Origin of the sequence: Sphingobium phenoxybenzoativorans (genome assembly GCF_001757355.1) — a bacterium.
In the GTDB taxonomy this organism is placed as follows: Bacteria; Pseudomonadota; Alphaproteobacteria; order Sphingomonadales; family Sphingomonadaceae; genus Sphingobium; species Sphingobium phenoxybenzoativorans.
On sequence record NZ_MINO01000005.1, the window covers coordinates 1 to 16,058 of the forward strand.

General features: G+C 62.0%; 21 protein-coding genes and 1 tRNA gene. 10 read left to right on the top strand and 12 right to left on the bottom strand.

Features of this window, described 5'->3' with window-relative positions:
• Window positions 1-708: AAA family ATPase (locus BHQ40_RS03985; protein WP_253183250.1), on the top strand; the 708-nt coding region annotated here is incomplete at its 5' end.
• A gap of 146 nt (window positions 709-854) precedes the next feature.
• The gene (locus tag BHQ40_RS03990) at window positions 855-1,370 is read left to right on the top strand and encodes a CHAP domain-containing protein (protein ID WP_070152736.1); all 516 of its coding nucleotides are present in this window, start codon (window positions 855-857) and stop codon (window positions 1,368-1,370) included.
• Window positions 1,371-1,510: 140 nt separating this feature from the next.
• Here BHQ40_RS03990 and BHQ40_RS03995 read toward each other — a convergent pair whose 3' ends face one another.
• From BHQ40_RS03995 to sthA, 5 genes are all read right to left on the bottom strand, one after another.
• The gene (locus BHQ40_RS03995; protein ID WP_070152739.1) at window positions 1,511-1,780 is read right to left on the bottom strand and encodes a DUF3297 family protein; all 270 of its coding nucleotides are present in this window, start codon (window positions 1,778-1,780) and stop codon (window positions 1,511-1,513) included.
• An 86-nt stretch (window positions 1,781-1,866) separates the two neighbouring features.
• The gene (locus BHQ40_RS04000) at window positions 1,867-2,160 is read right to left on the bottom strand and encodes a hypothetical protein (RefSeq protein ID WP_070152742.1); all 294 of its coding nucleotides are present in this window, start codon (window positions 2,158-2,160) and stop codon (window positions 1,867-1,869) included.
• A gap of 133 nt (window positions 2,161-2,293) precedes the next feature.
• Window positions 2,294-4,111: a translational GTPase TypA gene (gene typA, locus BHQ40_RS04005; protein ID WP_070152745.1), complete on the bottom strand. Its 1,818-nt coding sequence runs from the start codon at window positions 4,109-4,111 to the stop codon at window positions 2,294-2,296.
• 109 nt (window positions 4,112-4,220) lie between these two features.
• Window positions 4,221-5,177, bottom strand: coding sequence for a hypothetical protein (locus BHQ40_RS04010; protein WP_070152748.1), 957 nt, complete (start codon window positions 5,175-5,177; stop codon window positions 4,221-4,223).
• Window positions 5,178-5,317: 140 nt separating this feature from the next.
• Window positions 5,318-6,757 (bottom strand): Si-specific NAD(P)(+) transhydrogenase, encoded by a 1,440-nt coding sequence (gene sthA / locus BHQ40_RS04015; protein WP_246524677.1) that lies wholly within the window; start codon window positions 6,755-6,757, stop codon window positions 5,318-5,320.
• 173 nt (window positions 6,758-6,930) lie between these two features.
• On the opposite strand from sthA, the gene BHQ40_RS04020 reads away from it, so the two are divergent.
• From BHQ40_RS04020 to BHQ40_RS04030, 3 genes are all read left to right on the top strand, one after another.
• On the top strand, window positions 6,931-8,157 hold the full coding sequence (locus BHQ40_RS04020; RefSeq protein ID WP_070152754.1) for a toxic anion resistance protein: 1,227 nt from the start codon (window positions 6,931-6,933) through the stop codon (window positions 8,155-8,157).
• Window positions 8,158-8,160: 3 nt separating this feature from the next.
• A complete protein-coding gene (locus tag BHQ40_RS04025) occupies window positions 8,161-8,880 on the top strand; it encodes a hypothetical protein (RefSeq protein ID WP_070152757.1) in 720 nt (239 codons plus the stop codon).
• A 421-nt stretch (window positions 8,881-9,301) separates the two neighbouring features.
• Window positions 9,302-9,490 (top strand): hypothetical protein, encoded by a 189-nt coding sequence (locus tag BHQ40_RS04030; protein ID WP_070152760.1) that lies wholly within the window; start codon window positions 9,302-9,304, stop codon window positions 9,488-9,490.
• Between the two features lie 16 nt (window positions 9,491-9,506).
• On the opposite strand, the gene BHQ40_RS04035 is transcribed toward BHQ40_RS04030, so the two are convergent.
• The 3 genes from BHQ40_RS04035 to BHQ40_RS04045 form a co-directional block, all read right to left on the bottom strand.
• Window positions 9,507-9,692, bottom strand: a complete 186-nt coding sequence (locus BHQ40_RS04035) for a hypothetical protein (RefSeq protein ID WP_070153134.1) — start codon at window positions 9,690-9,692, stop codon at window positions 9,507-9,509.
• A 66-nt stretch (window positions 9,693-9,758) separates the two neighbouring features.
• Complete coding sequence (locus BHQ40_RS04040) at window positions 9,759-10,385, bottom strand: DUF4126 domain-containing protein (RefSeq protein WP_070152763.1); 627 nt, start codon at window positions 10,383-10,385, stop codon at window positions 9,759-9,761.
• Between the two features lie 47 nt (window positions 10,386-10,432).
• Window positions 10,433-10,506 (bottom strand) — tRNA-Gln (locus BHQ40_RS04045).
• A 210-nt stretch (window positions 10,507-10,716) separates the two neighbouring features.
• Here BHQ40_RS04045 and BHQ40_RS04050 point away from each other — a divergent pair.
• On the top strand, window positions 10,717-11,802 hold the full coding sequence (locus BHQ40_RS04050) for a Ppx/GppA phosphatase family protein (RefSeq protein ID WP_070153137.1): 1,086 nt from the start codon (window positions 10,717-10,719) through the stop codon (window positions 11,800-11,802).
• Complete coding sequence (locus BHQ40_RS04055) at window positions 11,799-12,476, top strand: RlmE family RNA methyltransferase (protein WP_070152767.1); 678 nt, start codon at window positions 11,799-11,801, stop codon at window positions 12,474-12,476. The genes BHQ40_RS04050 and BHQ40_RS04055 overlap by 4 nt, the downstream gene beginning before the upstream one ends.
• A gap of 11 nt (window positions 12,477-12,487) precedes the next feature.
• Here the strand turns inward: BHQ40_RS04055 and BHQ40_RS04060 are convergent, their stop codons facing one another.
• Window positions 12,488-12,856 (bottom strand): hypothetical protein, encoded by a 369-nt coding sequence (locus tag BHQ40_RS04060; RefSeq protein WP_253183251.1) that lies wholly within the window; start codon window positions 12,854-12,856, stop codon window positions 12,488-12,490.
• Between the two features lie 302 nt (window positions 12,857-13,158).
• On the opposite strand from BHQ40_RS04060, the gene BHQ40_RS04065 reads away from it, so the two are divergent.
• A complete protein-coding gene (locus BHQ40_RS04065; RefSeq protein WP_070152770.1) occupies window positions 13,159-13,587 on the top strand; it encodes a response regulator in 429 nt (142 codons plus the stop codon).
• A 21-nt stretch (window positions 13,588-13,608) separates the two neighbouring features.
• Here the strand turns inward: BHQ40_RS04065 and BHQ40_RS04070 are convergent, their stop codons facing one another.
• Window positions 13,609-13,794, bottom strand: coding sequence for a DUF1328 domain-containing protein (locus tag BHQ40_RS04070; RefSeq protein ID WP_070152773.1), 186 nt, complete (start codon window positions 13,792-13,794; stop codon window positions 13,609-13,611).
• A 210-nt stretch (window positions 13,795-14,004) separates the two neighbouring features.
• Between BHQ40_RS04070 and BHQ40_RS04075 the strand changes: the two genes are divergently transcribed.
• Together BHQ40_RS04075 and BHQ40_RS26065 are read left to right on the top strand one after the other, a co-directional pair.
• Window positions 14,005-14,820, top strand: a complete 816-nt coding sequence (locus BHQ40_RS04075; RefSeq protein ID WP_070152775.1) for a transglutaminase-like domain-containing protein — start codon at window positions 14,005-14,007, stop codon at window positions 14,818-14,820.
• A 49-nt stretch (window positions 14,821-14,869) separates the two neighbouring features.
• Window positions 14,870-15,016 (top strand): hypothetical protein, encoded by a 147-nt coding sequence (locus tag BHQ40_RS26065; RefSeq protein ID WP_171905752.1) that lies wholly within the window; start codon window positions 14,870-14,872, stop codon window positions 15,014-15,016.
• A 55-nt stretch (window positions 15,017-15,071) separates the two neighbouring features.
• Here BHQ40_RS26065 and BHQ40_RS04080 read toward each other — a convergent pair whose 3' ends face one another.
• Complete coding sequence (locus BHQ40_RS04080; protein ID WP_070152778.1) at window positions 15,072-15,548, bottom strand: helix-turn-helix domain-containing protein; 477 nt, start codon at window positions 15,546-15,548, stop codon at window positions 15,072-15,074.
• A gap of 57 nt (window positions 15,549-15,605) precedes the next feature.
• On the bottom strand, window positions 15,606-16,049 hold the full coding sequence (locus BHQ40_RS04085; RefSeq protein ID WP_070152781.1) for a hypothetical protein: 444 nt from the start codon (window positions 16,047-16,049) through the stop codon (window positions 15,606-15,608).
• Window positions 16,050-16,058: the final 9 nt, after the last annotated feature.

Consider the following 16,058-nt stretch of genomic DNA (forward strand, 5'->3'; position numbering starts at 1 on the left):
CGGCTGTTCACTGAAGCGCCGGGGGGACGGCGGCGCTTTCTGGACCGGCTTACGCTGGCGCTGCACCCCGGCCACGCCACGCACAGCGCCCGGTATGAGGCGGCGATGCGCGCCCGCACCAAATTGCTGACCGACGACCGCCCGGCCGACCCGTCCTGGCTGGCGGCGCTGGAGGCGCAGATGGACGAGCATGGCGCGGCGCTGGCGGCCGCCCGTCAGGATACGGTAACGGCGCTCGGACTGGCTCTCATGGATCAGCCGGATGGTCCCTTCGCCCGCCCGCTCCTGTCCATACAGGGATGGCGTGCGGACGGCGAACCGCTGGTCGACCAATTGCGCGAAGGGCGGCGGAGGGACGCCGCCGCCGGGCGCGCGCTCAGCGGCCCGCACCGCAGCGACCTCTCCGTCATCCACGCGGAAAAGGGCCAGCCCGCCGCGCTTTGTTCGACGGGGGAGCAGAAGGCGCTGCTGCTGTCGATCATCATCGCCCATGCCGCCCTGGTGGCGCAGCGGTCCGGCCGTCCGCCCGTGCTGCTGCTGGACGAAGTGGCGGCGCATCTTGATCCCGCCCGGCGCGCGGCCCTGTTCGACCGGCTCGCTGCAACCGGCGGGCAGGTATGGATGACCGGCACCGAATCCGAACTTTTCTCGGCCCTCGGCGCGGCGACCCGCCTGCACGTCGAACAGGGGCATATCCGCCCCGCCTGACCATGGCCGGGTCGCGGCTTATGCGGCGAACCGTTCTTTGACGCGCTGCAGCAACGACTCATCGCAGGATCGACGTTCGTCGTATTTTCTTATTAACCGCGACCTGCCTTAACCCTTCCAACAAGAGAGCGAGGGGTCGCAATCGCATGATTAAAGGGTTTCGCGCAGCCATTGCGCTGGTGTTGGCGCTTGGCTGTCTGACGGTCGCAAATCCGGCCGTCGCCGGCGTTCTGCAATGCGCGCCCTATGCCCGTCAGGTTTCCGGCATTCAGCTTTTCGGCCGCGCCGCCAACTGGTGGGCGCAGGCGGACGGTTTGTACGACAAGGGTCAGGAACCCCGCGAGGGCGCGGTCCTCTCCTTCGCCGCCAGCCGCGCAATGCCCGCCGGCCATGTCGCCGTCGTCAGCCGCATCGTCAATTCCCGCGAAGTGCTGCTGGACCATGCCAACTGGTCCTATCGCGGCGGCATCGAACATGATGTGCGCGCCATCGACGTGTCGCCGAACAATGACTGGACCGACGTGCGCGTCTGGTACGGCCCGATCGGCGACCTCGGCATCCGCAGCAACCCGGCCAACGGCTTCATCTATCCGGAAGCGCACAAGGCGCCCGGCGCCCCCACCCAGATCGCTGCGCTCGGCAGGAACACCGGCGGCCGGTAATCGGCGGGTTCCCGGACACCTCATCGGCCCGGCGGAACTGTCCAACAAAGGCGAAGGTTCCAACAAATCCTATTTTTGCTGAAACCAGGCAAATATATGAAATTTCTGGAGTAATCCGGAATCCGAAAAGCGCGAAAAAGCTATATACCCTCGCGTTCCCCGTCGCTTTCGGCCGCATTTTCGAACCAGGCTTCGACCGGTCCTGACAGCTTGATCGTCAGCGGCTGGCCATGCCGGTCGCGGGTCTTGCCCGCAGCGACGCGGATCCAGCCCTCGGAAATGCAATATTCCTCGACATCGGTGCGCACCCGGTCCTTGAAGCGGATGCCGATACCGCGCTGAAGCACGTCCATGTCGAAATGGGGGCTGCGCGGATTGGTCGAAAGGCGATCTGGCGGCGTATCTGTCATGGCAGAGCGCCTAGCGCCGATGCGGCCGGGCCGTCAACCGCCTGTAGGAGCGATCGACGGCCAAACCTCATGCCTGGCTTATGCTGTCAGCGGCAGATGCGGACCCGGACATCGCGATGGCGATAGCGATCATACCGCCACTCGTTCCAGCACCGGCGGCGGTCGCCGCGCCAGTTCGAACGGCGATGGTCCCGGCGCCAGTCGCGGCGGTCATACCGGTCCCAGCGGTCGCCGCGCCAGCGATCCCCGCGATAATAATCGCCACGGTAATTGTCGCCGCGCCAGCCGTACCGGTCATGCGCCTGCGCGGGGGCCGACGCCGCGATCATGGCGCTGCCCGCGATCAGGGCCGCGGTCACGCCTTTCCACAGAATGTTCATCTTCACGCTCCTCCTCATCCGGGCTGGAGGGGGGCCGCCAGCCTGTATGAAAAGAAATATTCCCGCCCGGCTGAACCGGACGGGAATATGGCGTTAACTAGATGTTCAGCGGGCGAACGCTCGCCCGGCCGGATCAAGCCGCCTTGGAGCGGGACTGGCGCTTGCGCTCATTGGGGTCGAGCCAGCGCTTGCGCAGACGGATCGACTTGGGCGTCACCTCGACCATTTCGTCATCGTCGATATAGGCGATGGCCTGCTCCAGCGTCAGGCGGCGCGGCGGCGTCAGGCGCACCGTGTCGTCCTTGCCACTGGCGCGGAAGTTGGTGAGCGCCTTCGACTTCATCGGGTTGACCTCAAGGTCTTCCGGCTTGGCGTTCTCGCCGACGATCATGCCTTCATAAAGCGCCTCGCCGACGCCGACCATCAGGATGCCGCGCTCCTCCAGCGGACCCAGCGCGTAGGCATTCGCCTCGCCCGCGCCGTTGGAGATCAGCACGCCATTCTTGCGGCCTTCGATCTTGCCCTTGTGCGGGCCATATTTCTCGAACAGGCGGTTCATGATGCCCGTGCCACGCGTGTCGGACAGGAATTCGCCATGATAGCCGATCAGCCCGCGCGAGGGGGCGGAGAAGGTGATGCGGGTCTTGCCGCCGCCGGACGGACGCATGTCGGTCATCTCGGCCTTGCGGATGTTCATCTTGTCGACGACGGTGCCGGAAAACTCCTCGTCCACGTCAATGACGACGGTTTCATACGGCTCGGTCTTGCCGCCATTCTCATCCTCGCCAAACAGCACGCGCGGACGGCTGATGCCCAGCTCATAACCCTCGCGGCGCATCGTCTCGATCAGAACGCCAAGCTGAAGCTCGCCACGCCCTGCAACCTCGAAGCTGTCCTTGTCGGCGCTCTCGGTCACCTTGATGGCGACGTTCGATTCCGCTTCGCGCTCCAGCCGGTCACGGATCATGCGGCTCGTCACCTTGCTGCCCTCGCGGCCCGCCATCGGCGAGTCATTGACCGCAAAGCGCATCGACAGCGTGGGCGGATCGATCGGCTGCGCCTGGATCGGCTCGGTTACCGAAGTGTCAGCGATCGTGTTGGCCACGGTCGCGACAGTCAGGCCCGCAAGCGAGATGATGTCGCCCGCCTTCGCTTCGTCCACCGGCACGCGCTCCAGCCCACGGAACGACATGATCTTGGAGGCGCGGCCGGTTTCGATGACCTTGCCCTCCATATCAAGCGCATGGATCGCCTGATTGACCTTGACGGTGCCGCTGGTGACGCGGCCGGTCAGCACGCGGCCAAGGAAGTTGTCGCGGTCGAGCAGCGTCACCAGGAAGGTGAAGGGCGCATCGACGTCCAGCGCCGGCGGCGGCACATGGTCGACGATCTTCTGGAACAGCGGCGTCAGCGTGCCCGAACGCAGCGACGGATCTTCATTGGCGTAGCCGTTGCGGCCCGACGCATAGAGCACCGGGAAGTCGAGCTGCTCGTCAGTGGCCTCCAGGCTCACGAACAGGTCGAACACCTCGTCCAGCACTTCCTGGATGCGCTCGTCCGGACGGTCCACCTTGTTCACGACGACGATCGGGCGCAGGCCCAGCGCCAGCGCCTTGCCGGTCACAAACTTGGTCTGCGGCATCGCGCCTTCGGAGGAATCGACCAGCAGGATCACGCCGTCGACCATCGACAGGATGCGCTCCACCTCGCCGCCAAAGTCGGCGTGGCCGGGCGTGTCGACGATGTTGATCCGCGTGCCTTCCCACTCGATTGACGTCGGCTTGGCCAGAATGGTGATGCCCCGCTCTTTTTCCAGGTCGTTGCTGTCCATCGCGCGTTCTTCGACGCGCTGGTTTTCGCGGAACGTGCCGGACTGGCGGAACAACTGGTCAACCAGCGTGGTCTTGCCATGATCGACGTGCGCGATGATGGCCACATTGCGGAGGCTCATGAAGGATCTGCTCATTTTGTGAGGACTGTTGGGCGCGCCCTTAGCGGAAAGTCCGCTGCGCCGCAACAGCGCGCTAAAATGGGCGGAAAGGACCCGGACGCCGGTGGGGTCAGTGCTTTACGGTCTTTAACCCGCACTTCTTACGGATATAGCGCGCCAGGTTCGGATCGCTCAGGCCGTTGCCCTTCTCATAGGCGGCATGCAGCTCATCGCGGATTTTCTGCGCGGCGCTCCGCCGGTTGAGGTCGGCAAAACCGGCCTCCGAGGCGACCAGCTTCTCCAGCGCCGCATGGATGCCTTCGCTCACCTTGGAGCGCGCGGCGGAAGCGGGCGCGGAGCTGACCGCCGCAACGGCCTCGACGACCGGGACCGGTGCTGGCGATGGCGTTTCCACCTTCGCTTTCCTTTTCGCCTTCGCCGGCTTTTCCGCCGCCTTCTTCGACGGCTGGACGGGTTTCGACGGGGGGACTGGCGGCTTCTTCGCCTTCACCTTTGCTTTGGGCTTTGACGGCTTGGCCTTCTTTTCCACCTTGGCGGCGGGCTTTTCCACCTTGGCGGCAGGCGGCGTTTCCGCAACCGGTTCCGCTTCGGCGATCGTCGCCAGTTCCAGCACGGGCCTGGCTGCAGCGGCGGGGATGGCGGCGGGATCGGTAATCCGTACCCGCTCATAGGTGGTGCCGTTCAGGCGGACGACGCTATTATCCCAATCCGCGCTGGCCTCTGCAAAGAAGGACGGGTCGATGGGGACCGGCGCGGCCTTCTTGTCCTTCCCCGCATAACCGGTAGCGATCAGATGATCCGTCGCCAGCACCTCTATCAGCATGTCCTGCAGCAGCTTGCGGCTTTCCAGCTTGTCGAGATGGGCTTTTCCGACTTCCTGCAGAGCGGACAATATCTTCTTCCCGTCCCGCGTGCTCTGCGCCACGGCGACCAGATGCTGGAGCGTGCCGGTGAAACCCGGCTTGCTCTCATGCTCCTCCCGCACCGCCTGTTCGGCAAAATGCAGCCAGGCGTCGCTGAGCGCGACACCGGCTTTCCATATCTGCCTTGATGGGTCGGTTGTCATCGGGTGCCGTTAACCAAAGATCAGAAACAGGACAAACAGGATTCGCAAATAGCCACGTCTTGCGCCAATAGACTAGGGTGAAATCGCGGCATCATGGTTACTGGCCCCGCTAACAGCGAATTGTTTCATCTTGCAACATGTCAGACGCGCGGCATCCGGTTCCATGCATCAAGCGCCGCGATCTTGTACGCCTCCGCCAATGTCGGATAGTTGAATGTATTCTCGATGAAATAATCGAGCGTTCCGTGCAGGTTAAGCACTGCTTGACCGATGTGGATCAGTTCCGTCGCGCCTTCGCCCAATATATGGACGCCAAGTAGACGCCGGGTCTTGAGCGAGAAGATCATCTTCATCAGGCCCTGATCGAGTCCCATGATGTGCCCGCGCGACGTTTCGCGGAACCGCGCGACGCCGCACTCATATTTGATTCCCTTCTCGCGCACTTCCTGTTCGCTCATGCCGACAGTGGAGATTTCCGGCACGGCATAGATGCCATAGGGGAAATATTGGGGCGCGGGCGGCATCGGGAGGTTGAAGGCGTGGCAGGCGGCGATCCGCCCCTGCTCCATCGATGTCGAGGCGAGGCTGGGAAAACCGATCACATCGCCGGCGGCATAGATATGCGGCACGGAGGTCTGGAATGTCGCGGGATCGACCGTCAGGCGGCCGCGCCTGTCGGTTTCCAGCCCGCATGTGTCGAGGCCCAGCGTGGCTGTCGCCCCCACGCGCCCGGCTGCATAGAGCAGCATGTCGGTGCGGATCGCCCGGCCATCCTCCAACGTGGTGACGACCTTTCCGCTGTCGTCCTTTTCCACCGTGGAAACCGGCGAACCCAGCCGGATGATCATGCCCCGGTCGCGCAACTGGTGGATAAATTCCTCAATAATTTCCCGATCGATGAAATCGAGGAAGGTCGTGCGCGGTTCGACCAACGTAACGGCCACATCCAGCGCGCTGAAGATGGTGGCATATTCGATGCCGATGACCCCGGCGCCCACCACCGTCAGGCTGCGCGGCACGCGCGGCGCTTCGATCACGGCGTCACTGTCGAGGATGGAAACGTCATCAAAGGGAATATCGGCCGGGCGGTACGGCGCTGTGCCGACCGCGATCAATATCTTCTCGCCCTGGACGATCAGTTCGCTCTCGTCCGGCGACGTGATCGCCACCCTGTGCGGGTCGAGGAACCGGGCGAAGCCGGACATGGTGCGCACGCCGTTGCGCTGAAACTGATGCTCCAGCACGTCGACCTCATGCTCCAGCGTCTTGTTGAGGCGCGTGCCGAGATCGCTGCCGTCGATATCCTTCTTCACGCGGTAGGAGCGGCCGTAGAAACCCCGCTCCCGCCAGCCGGAGAGGTTGAGAACGGTTTCCCGCAATGTCTTGGACGGAATAGTGCCTGTATGCACGGAAACGCCGCCCACCCGCCGGCGGCCCTCCACGACGAGAACCGACTTGCCAAGCTTCGCGGCCTGCACTGCGGCGCGGCGCCCTGCCGGGCCGCTGCCGATCACCACCAGATCATATGGCTCCATATGGCTTCCCCCCAATGCGCCGCCAAACGGCGCTTTGTCAGCCACAGGCATCCCCTAATATGGTTATCATTATGTGAAGCACGGCGGAATGCAACGGAAAGCGGCGGAATGGATGATGCTCTACGGCTTCCGTAGCGGGGCCATCACCGTTATACCGGTTGCCGCATCCCACTTGATGCCGAGGTGTTTTATATACATATAACACCAGAGGAGATGATATGGCTTCGACCGCGACCACGACCGATACGCAGCAGGAGATTAGCGCACTCACCCTGGAGGCGCCCAATCCCGTGCCGACCGTGACGCCGGAGAAGGCGGCGGGACTGGTGCCGCTGGACGACGGCAAACGGTCGAAACTCGACGAGAAGGTTGACGCTTTTATCGAGGATCTGGTCGCCCAGGATGCGAACAGTCCCGAATTTGGCATGCGGGTCGACCAGCTCACCAATATGGGCCGAAAGGAAATCGCCGACGCCGCCGGCCATAGCAACCGCTTCCTCGACCGCCCCGTGCGCGCCATGGATTCCGATAACAGCGTTGGCGCTGACCTTGCCGAACTGCGCCGCACGGTCGAGGACCTTGACCCGGCGAAGCGCGGCAGCCTGACCGCGCCCCGCAAGCTGTTCGGCATCATCCCGTTCGGCAACCGGATGCGCAATTATTTCGACGGCTATAAGAGCGCGCAGGGCCATATCAATGGCATCCTGGGCAGTCTGGCGGGCGGCAAGGACACGCTGATCAAGGACAATGCCGCCATCGACGTGGAACGTCAGAATATGTGGGCGTCTATGGGCAAGCTGGAACAGATGATCCATATCAGCAAGACGATGGACAGCCGCCTGGAAGCCAAGGCGTTGGAGCTTGATTCCACTGATCCAGCCAAGGCGAAGGCCATCCGCGAGACCGCGCTTTTCTACGTCCGCCAGCGCAGCCAGGACCTGCTGACCCAGATGGCGGTGACGGTGCAGGGCTATCTTGCGCTCGATCTGGTCAAGAAGAACAATGTCGAACTGGTGAAGGGGGTCGACCGCGCTTCCACCACCACCGTCGCTGCGTTGCGCACCGCCGTCACCGTTGCCCAGGCGCTGGTCGGGCAGAAGCTGGTGCTGGAACAGATCACCGCGCTCAACACCACGACCGCGAACATGATCGATTCCACGGGCGAGATGCTCAAGACCCAAACCGCGCAAATCCATGAGCAGGCCGCGTCGAGCACGATTCCGATCGAGACGCTGCAGCGCGCCTTCCAGAATATCTACGATACGATGGACAGCATCGACACGTTCAAGCTCAAGGCGCTGGAATCGATGAAAACGACGATCGGCACCCTCTCCAACGAAGTGGAGAAGTCAAAAGGCTATATCGCTCGCGCCGAGGGTCAGGCGCAGGCGCAACTGAGCGGCGGCGCAGCCAGCAATCCCTTGCTGAGCGCTATCGAGGCGTAAGAGATGGGCCGGTCAGATCAGGTTCTCGCCGATGCGGAGGCGATTCTGCGCCGTCACAGCGAGCGTGGGACAAGCCTGTCGTCACGCGCCCGCGCGCGGCGCAATGCGGGCATGCTGCGTAAGCTTGGGCGGATCGCGGCGGCCGCCTTCGCCATATTGGTTGCCGCCGTGGTGACCGGCTGGTTCCTGCCGCTCGGTCCTAATGGGGTGATGATCGTGCTCGGCGCAATCATTGCCGCCACCCTCCTGATCGCCGTCCTGCCGTCCGAACGGACGGTGAAGGCGGCGGCGCTTGCGGAAACCGATCTGAAGGCCCTGCCCCTCCAGACCGAAATATGGCTGGAAAGTCAGCGCAAGGCCCTGCCTCCGCCCGCGGTCAAGCTGATCGACAGCATTGGCGTACGCCTGGAAACGCTTGCCCCCCAGCTCAACCGCCTCAATCCGCAGGAGCCGGCGGCTGTGGAGGTGCGCAAGCTGCTGTCTAACCATTTGCCTGAACTGGTCACTGGCTATCAGAGCATTCCAGAGCCGCTGCGTCGCGAGGAACGCAATGGCCGCGTGCCGGAACAGCAGTTGATCGACGGCCTGTCCGTCATCGACGGCGAGATCGACCGGATGACAGAACAGCTCGCCAGTGGCGACCTCGACAAGTTGGCGACACAGAATCGCTTTCTTGAGCTGAAATATCAGGAAGCCAAGGCGCTGGGGGAGCCGGGGCGGTAGCCGTCCCGGAAACGGCCCCTGATCCATCTAACCCTCATCCTTGTCGATTTCCTGACCGGCCTCATCGTGGCTGGCGCGTGGGCGCTATTGGTGATCTCTGCGGGCATAGCCGCCATCGCTGGCGCGGTGGTCATGGGAGTGGCGGCTTTCCGGCGTTGGCGCAGACGTCAACAGGGTTAATGCTCCATTATTGCCTTTTTGCGGCGAATTGAGTAGAAAATGGGCAAGAGCAAGAATCGCCATAGGCAAACACGGCAGGTCGCGATGCCCGAATTTGCTGAGTCCATACGGGCAACCATCAAGCGCGAACCGTAAAGAATCGGTCCACCCCCGCCAGAAATTCAGGCGAAAATACAGGAAGCCGGTTCGCCCGAAAAGCGTATTACAATGCGCAGAAAGGGCACGAGGTAGGAGTGGTTAGATGAATTCCAGCCCCACGACAGATCTCCATCCGGTCGTCAGTGCGCCCGAGCAGGTGGAACTGGATTGGAACGACAAGCTGACCCTGTTCTACAAGGAACATGCCGACAGCGCGCGGTTCCTGTTCAAGATCGGCGCGACCTTCGCCTTCATTACCGCCACGATCTCGCTTCTCGCCCTGATGGCCTGAAACAGATTGCGGCCTGTCAGGCGAAATGCCTGACGGCGACAACGCCCAGAATGACTGACGCGCCGAGCGAAAGCCCGCACAGCACATAGCCGACATAGATGAGCATGGGCGGATGCGGCCGTTGCAGCTTGTTGTTGCGGCTTGCCGCCGACAGGATGAAGCTGGCCAGAAACCCGTAAGTCAGCGCCGCAAATGCCGTCATGATCCCTTTACCCCGAAAAGCCCGTTCATGGGCCAATGTGACGGGGAAAGATGAGAACATCATTAACTACGCCGCCGGAGGCTCGAAAATTCTGCCGGACTGCGTGTCCGGCGGCCCGGCGCTGCGTCGGAATAGCAGTCGGCGAAGGATGAGCAGCGCCGCAATCGTCCCTGCCAGAATGATCGCCGCGCATATGACCGCCAGCATTGGGTTGGCCAGCACGGCGATAAGCATCCCGCCCGACACCACATCCTCCCCGGTCGACACGATCGCGTTGCTGAACGGTTCCGGACTGGTGTTCACGATCGCGCGCGTTCCGGCCTTGGCCGAATGGGTGAGCAGCGTCGCTCCGCCGCCCAGCAGGAGCGTCGCGACCTGCCAGACGGGATCGCCGGCGTCGACCAGCGCCAGCGCCAGCAACGCCCCGCCGACCGGACGGACCAGCGTATGCACCGCGTCCCAGACCGTATCGACCACCGCCACCTTGTCCGCCAGGAACTCCGCCACGGCGCCGGTCCCGGCAATGCCGATGATCCAACCATTGGACAGCACGTTCAGCGCCTGCAGATGCTCCGGCGTCGCCACCCAGCCGAATCGCATCGCCATTCCGACCGCAAATATGCACAGATACAGACGCCACCCGGCCAGCAGGCTGACACTCGCGGCCACGCCAAGGATCTGCACGATGTCCATGGACCGGTTCTACCACAGACGGGCGAACAAAATACAGCATGGGAAAGTGGATGCCCCGCGAGGATTCGAACCTCGATTGACGGAGTCAGAGTCCGTAGTCTTACCTTTAGACGACGGGGCATCAGCATCCAGCCACGGCCGGAGCGAAGGGCGCAGATAGGCCGGTGCTTTACGATGGTCAAGACCGTTCGCGCTGCACTGTTCCGGGACATGACACAGCACGGGCGGCACAGCGCCAGAGGCCAACTTGCGCTTTGGCCGCCACCGGCTTACTCTGACATCAAGTACCGCCGCCTTTCCGGCGCGCGGAGAGCATAAGATGAGTACGGCCTTGGCGCAGCGCAGCAGCCCAACGCCGCAGACACCCCCAGCCGGTTCAGCAAAGGGCGGGGGCGCCCCTGCGGCTCACCAGATGGCCAAGGCAGCGGCGGTCAGACCCCGCGCGGGCTGGCAGAATCGCAAATCCTATGCCGCGATCGATCTTGGCACCAACAATTGCCGGCTGCTTATCGCACGCCCCTCTGCCGATGGCTTTGTCGTGGTTGACGCCTTTTCCCGCATTGTCAGGCTGGGCGAAGGGCTGGCGGGCACTGGCCGGATCAGCGACGCGGCGATTGAGCGCGCCATCGCCGCGCTCACCATCTGCGCGGAAAAGCTCAAGCGCCGTCATGTCACCCTCGCCCGCTCCGTGGCCACGGAGGCCTGCCGCCGCGCCAGCAACGGCAATGATTTCATCGAACGAGTCTACCGGGAAACGGGCATAGCGCTGGACATCATCACCGCGCAGGAAGAAGCGCGCCTGGCGGTGTTGGGATGCCATGCCCTGCTGGAGCCGGGAGACGGCCCGGCGCTCATCTTCGACATTGGCGGCGGATCGACGGAGTTGGTCCTAGTCGACACCAGCACGGAGACGCCCCGGATTCTTGACTGGCAAAGCGCGCCTTGGGGCGTGGTGTCGCTGACAGAAAGCGAGATATTCGATCCTGAAAGCCCATCCGAGCGGCTGCTTGCCTATGACCGCATGCGCACGCGCGTAAAGGATGCGTTTCAGGCGCTCGCCAGCCGGTTGCCCAGGGACGCCGATGATATCCGCTTGCTCGGCACTTCGGGCACGGTCACGACGCTGGCCAGCATTCATCTGGAACTGCCGCGCTATGACCGGCAGGCGATCGACGGGCTGATCGTACCTGCCGAGGCCATGCGCGGCATCTCCTCCCGGCTGGCGGCCATGTCTATCGCCGAACGGCGGCAATTGCCCTGCATCGGCAATGAACGGGCCGATCTGGTCGTTGCGGGATGTGCGATACTGGAATGCATATTGGATATCTGGCCCGCCAAGAGCCTGGGAGTCGCTGATCGCGGCATCCGGGAGGGGATATTACGCGGCCTTATGGACCGGGATGGAAGCGCGCGATGAGAGGCGCAGGCGGCCGGGTAAAGGTCAAGACAAGCAAGGGACGTACGGCCCAGTCAAACCGCTGGCTGGAGCGGCAACTCAACGATCCTTATGTGCGCCGCGCCAAGGCGGAAGGGTGGCGCAGCCGCGCCGCCTTCAAGCTGATCGAACTGGACGAGAAGTTCGCTCTCCTCCGCCGCGCCCGCCATGTCGTCGATCTGGGCGTAGCGCCGGGCGGCTGGGCGCAGGTGGTCCGCAAGCTTGCTCCCAAAGCGCAGGTGGTCGGCATCGATCTGCTGCCGGTGGACGCCATCAACGGCGTGACCCTGTTTCAGATGGATTTCATGGACGACAAGGCTCCGGACCTGTTGCTCGATGCACTGGGCGGCGCGCCGGACCTGGTATTATCGGACATGGCGGCCAATACGGTCGGCCACGCCCAGACCGATCATCTCCGCACCATGGGCCTAGTCGAGGCGGCCGCATGGTTCGCGATCGAAAATCTGCGTCCCGGCGGCGCGTTCGTCGCCAAGGCTTTTGCGGGCGGCACTGACACAGAGCTGCTGGCGGTGCTGAAAAAGCATTTCACCACGGTCAAACACGCCAAGCCGCCCGCGAGCCGCAAGGGCAGCGTGGAATGGTATGTGGTGGCTCAGGGCTTCAAGGGCGCGGCGCAGGAAAGCGGCGGCGAGTAGGCCACTTTCTCCTACAGCCGGATAGCGCGCACCGTATTTTCCGAATATTTCTGATCCGTGGGATCGAAGCCCTCCAGCGGCGTGAACCGCTGCCCTGTCATCGCCACATCGTTCAGTCCGGACAGCTTGAATGTGCCAAGCTTTGGTTCACGCGGCGCTTTCCCGTCGCATTCAACCGTCATCGCGTCGATGAACAGGTCGTCATGCTTCGTATACAGGATATGCGGCGCCATCAGGAAAGACGCCTTGTTATATACAGCGGTCAAACACACCCGCACCTGAATAGCCTGAGCGATCAGATTGGCGGGATCGTCGGGCGAGAGATCAGGAAGCTGATCCTTCGCCATCTTGATTGATAAGGTTTTTCGATTCTGTTGCATCGCAACATCGGCCTTTATCGCCCTTCCGGCATGGTGGCAATCGGGTTCGCGCGGCCACTACCTTGCTAACGCTCCCCCGGAAAAATTCTGATCCAGCAATCTGAAGCGAAACAGCCTCTGTTCATCGTTAACAATTCAGAAACCGACGAATGTAGTATCGACAACTTCCGGCACTCAAGACTAACCATAGAAATCCGGTGTCGCTCGACGTAGAGTCGAAAGCATATGTCAGAAAACCTTATCGCAATGATGGCGTCGAGGAAGGCTGTTTCGATGTATAAAGCTCGCGCCGCATTATCACGATGACGAATACGCCCCCTGATCACTCCTCCTCCATCCTGCGCATCCTGTGCGTCGATGATGAACCTGATATCAGGGCGGTTTTGGAACTTGCCTTGAAAATGGACCCCTTGATGGAGGTCCGGTCGGCAGGGTCAGCCGAAGAAGCGCTGGCGCTCCTAAATCAGCGGGAGTGGATACCTGACCTCGCCCTGCTGGACATGATGATGCCGGAAATGAACGGGTGTCAGCTTGCCAACGCCATGCGAGCGTCAGACCATATGGCGGATATCGCCATTATCTTTGTCAGCGCCAACGATCAGCCGTCCGATCTGGCCAAGTACCGCGCCGTGGGAGCAATGGGGTTTATCCGCAAGCCTTTCGATCCCCTCAATATGGCACGGCACGTGCGGGACCATTTGACAGGGGCCATCACCAGTCTTTCCGAGTGACGGCCCCTGAAAAGCCCGCTGTCAGTCTATCGCATTCTTGATTCCCTTGCCGGCCAGAAGGCCCATGACGAGGAACAACGCAAAAATGGCGAGCGCGATAAAGAACAGAATCTTCGCAATTCCGACAAATGTGCCTGCCGCTCCACCGAAACCAAGAACGGCAAGTACGGCAGCGATGACGAGGGAAATTATAGCAAGCCGGATCATGGCGGCACCTCTCTGATTATAGTGCTTTCATAATCCGGCGACCTCTTTTTGGTTCCATTCGCCGGACGCCATTCAAACAGGGATCACTGGAATTTGTCCAGCGATGATGGCCTCTGGAACGGCATTCACAGCAACGCGTTAAGCATGATGCCGGACACGAACCGGTTTGCCCCCTCATGCTGGCCGCATGCCGGAAGGAATAGCGCATCTATGCTGATCCGCGCGGGATATGAGATCGCCTTCGATATACCGGCGCCCACGGCAATGCTGGCGCTTCTGAATATTCATCCCTCGCGCGAGAAGGATCTGCGCACGCCCCACCAGATCGCTGTGTCACCGGATATCGCCATGCGCAACCATATCGACATGTTCGGTAACCTGTGCACGCGGCTGACGCTACCACCCGGCCGCGTCACCCTCTCGACCGATTTCGTAATAGCCGATGAGGGGGAGCCTGACGTGCGCGCACCCGATGGGCCGCAAATGCCGGTCGAGGACCTGCCCGACGACGTGCTCATCTACCTATTGGGAAGCCGCTACTGCGAAACGGACAGACTGATGCAGGTGGCATGGAACCAGTTCGGCGGCATTGCTTCGGCGCGCGGCCGGATCGAGGCGATCGTGGATTTCGCCCATAACCATATATGTTTTGGCTATGAGCATGCCCGCGCTGATCGTACCGCCTGGAACGGCTATTCAGAACAGGTAGGCGTATGCCGCGATTTCGCGCATCTGGCGGTCACCCTGTGCCGCTGCATGAATATCCCGGCGCGCTACTGCACAGGCTATCTGGGGGATATCGGCATTCCGCCCGTCGATGCGCCGATGGATTTCAGCGCATGGTTCGAAGCCTATGTCGACGGTGACTGGTACACCTATGACGCGCGGCATAATGTGCCGCGGATCGGGCGCATCCTCATGGCTTGTGGAAGGGACGCGACGGAAACAGCGCTAACCACCGCATTCGGTACGGCTACGCTTGTCTCCTTCCAGGTCCATACCGATGAAGTCGATACGGATTCGTGAAAATCTTCCAATTTTTCAGTGTGGTGGAACTTTTTTACGGATCGCGCGATTGGCAGAAATGACCGAGCTTGAACGCCTCAGCGCCGCCGCGCGCAATTATCGCAAACTCGCCGGGCGCATGCCGCCGAGCCGTTCGCGAAAGGCTTTGCTGGAACTGGCCAATGAATGCGAGGTCAAGTCGCTGGCGTTCCAATAAGCTTTCCATGGCACCGCCGCGCCAGATGCCCTGACGCGACGGATAATTCGGAAGGCTATTCGGCGACCATCGCCCGCGATGTCCACTCGTCCAGAAGGTCGTAGGTCGTTCTGGACAAATGGAGATAGGTCCGGCGGCGATCATAGGGGTCCGCCACCCTCTCTATCATGCCCGCTTCCGTCATGGTGGTGATCCAGCGGATACCAGTGCTAGGCGGAACCGCGCCGGCAACCGACACAGCGGTCACGCTCAACTGACGCTTCTCCAACTCGGCGAGATAGAGTTCAAGGAGCATGTCCCACGCCGGATCTGCGAAGATCTCGCCGAACAGTTTCTCGCGATAGCGGCGCATCCGCAGATAGTGGCTGACGGCCCCTGCCCGGCCTTCCTTGCGGGGCCGTGACGGGAATGAGACCGGCATCGCCATCCTGTCCGGATTCGCGGCGATTTCCTTGAGATGTTCAAGCGTGCGTTGCGCATGCTTTTTCGATTCAGGAATGCCCGGAAGGGCATTTGTGTGACCCTTTGTCATTGTCTTTTCCTGTAAAATCCCGGAGTCCTTCTTGTTGAAAGATCTGCCGGGGTTATGTCAGCCGGCGTCCGGCTCTCGCCGAAACAGGCCCTTGGCGAACCGGGATCGCTGATCAGCCATGATCCCCGACAGCATCGCGAGCTGCATGGGAATGGTCCACACCTGCTGGAGCGCCTGATAGGCCTTTGGAGCGACGTCGATCTGCCAGAATGTAGCCAGATGGATCAGCACCGCCACAAACTGGAAACCCGCAGCCCATAGGGGCCACAACCGATCGCTCCGCATGGCGAGCACCATGAAACAGGCAAGGCAAACGACGTCGATGAACAACAACGGATACATCGTTCCCTGCCAGGAGTAATCGATCCAGGCCGTAGACAGATCCAGCACGGTCTTGATCAGGATGACTGCCGCCCCTGCCCTGCCGGTCACGCCGCCCGCCGCCAGTGCGTAGCCGCAACAGCATAGGGTGAAGATCACATAGAGGTGCAGGAGCGTCATCTGTTGCTG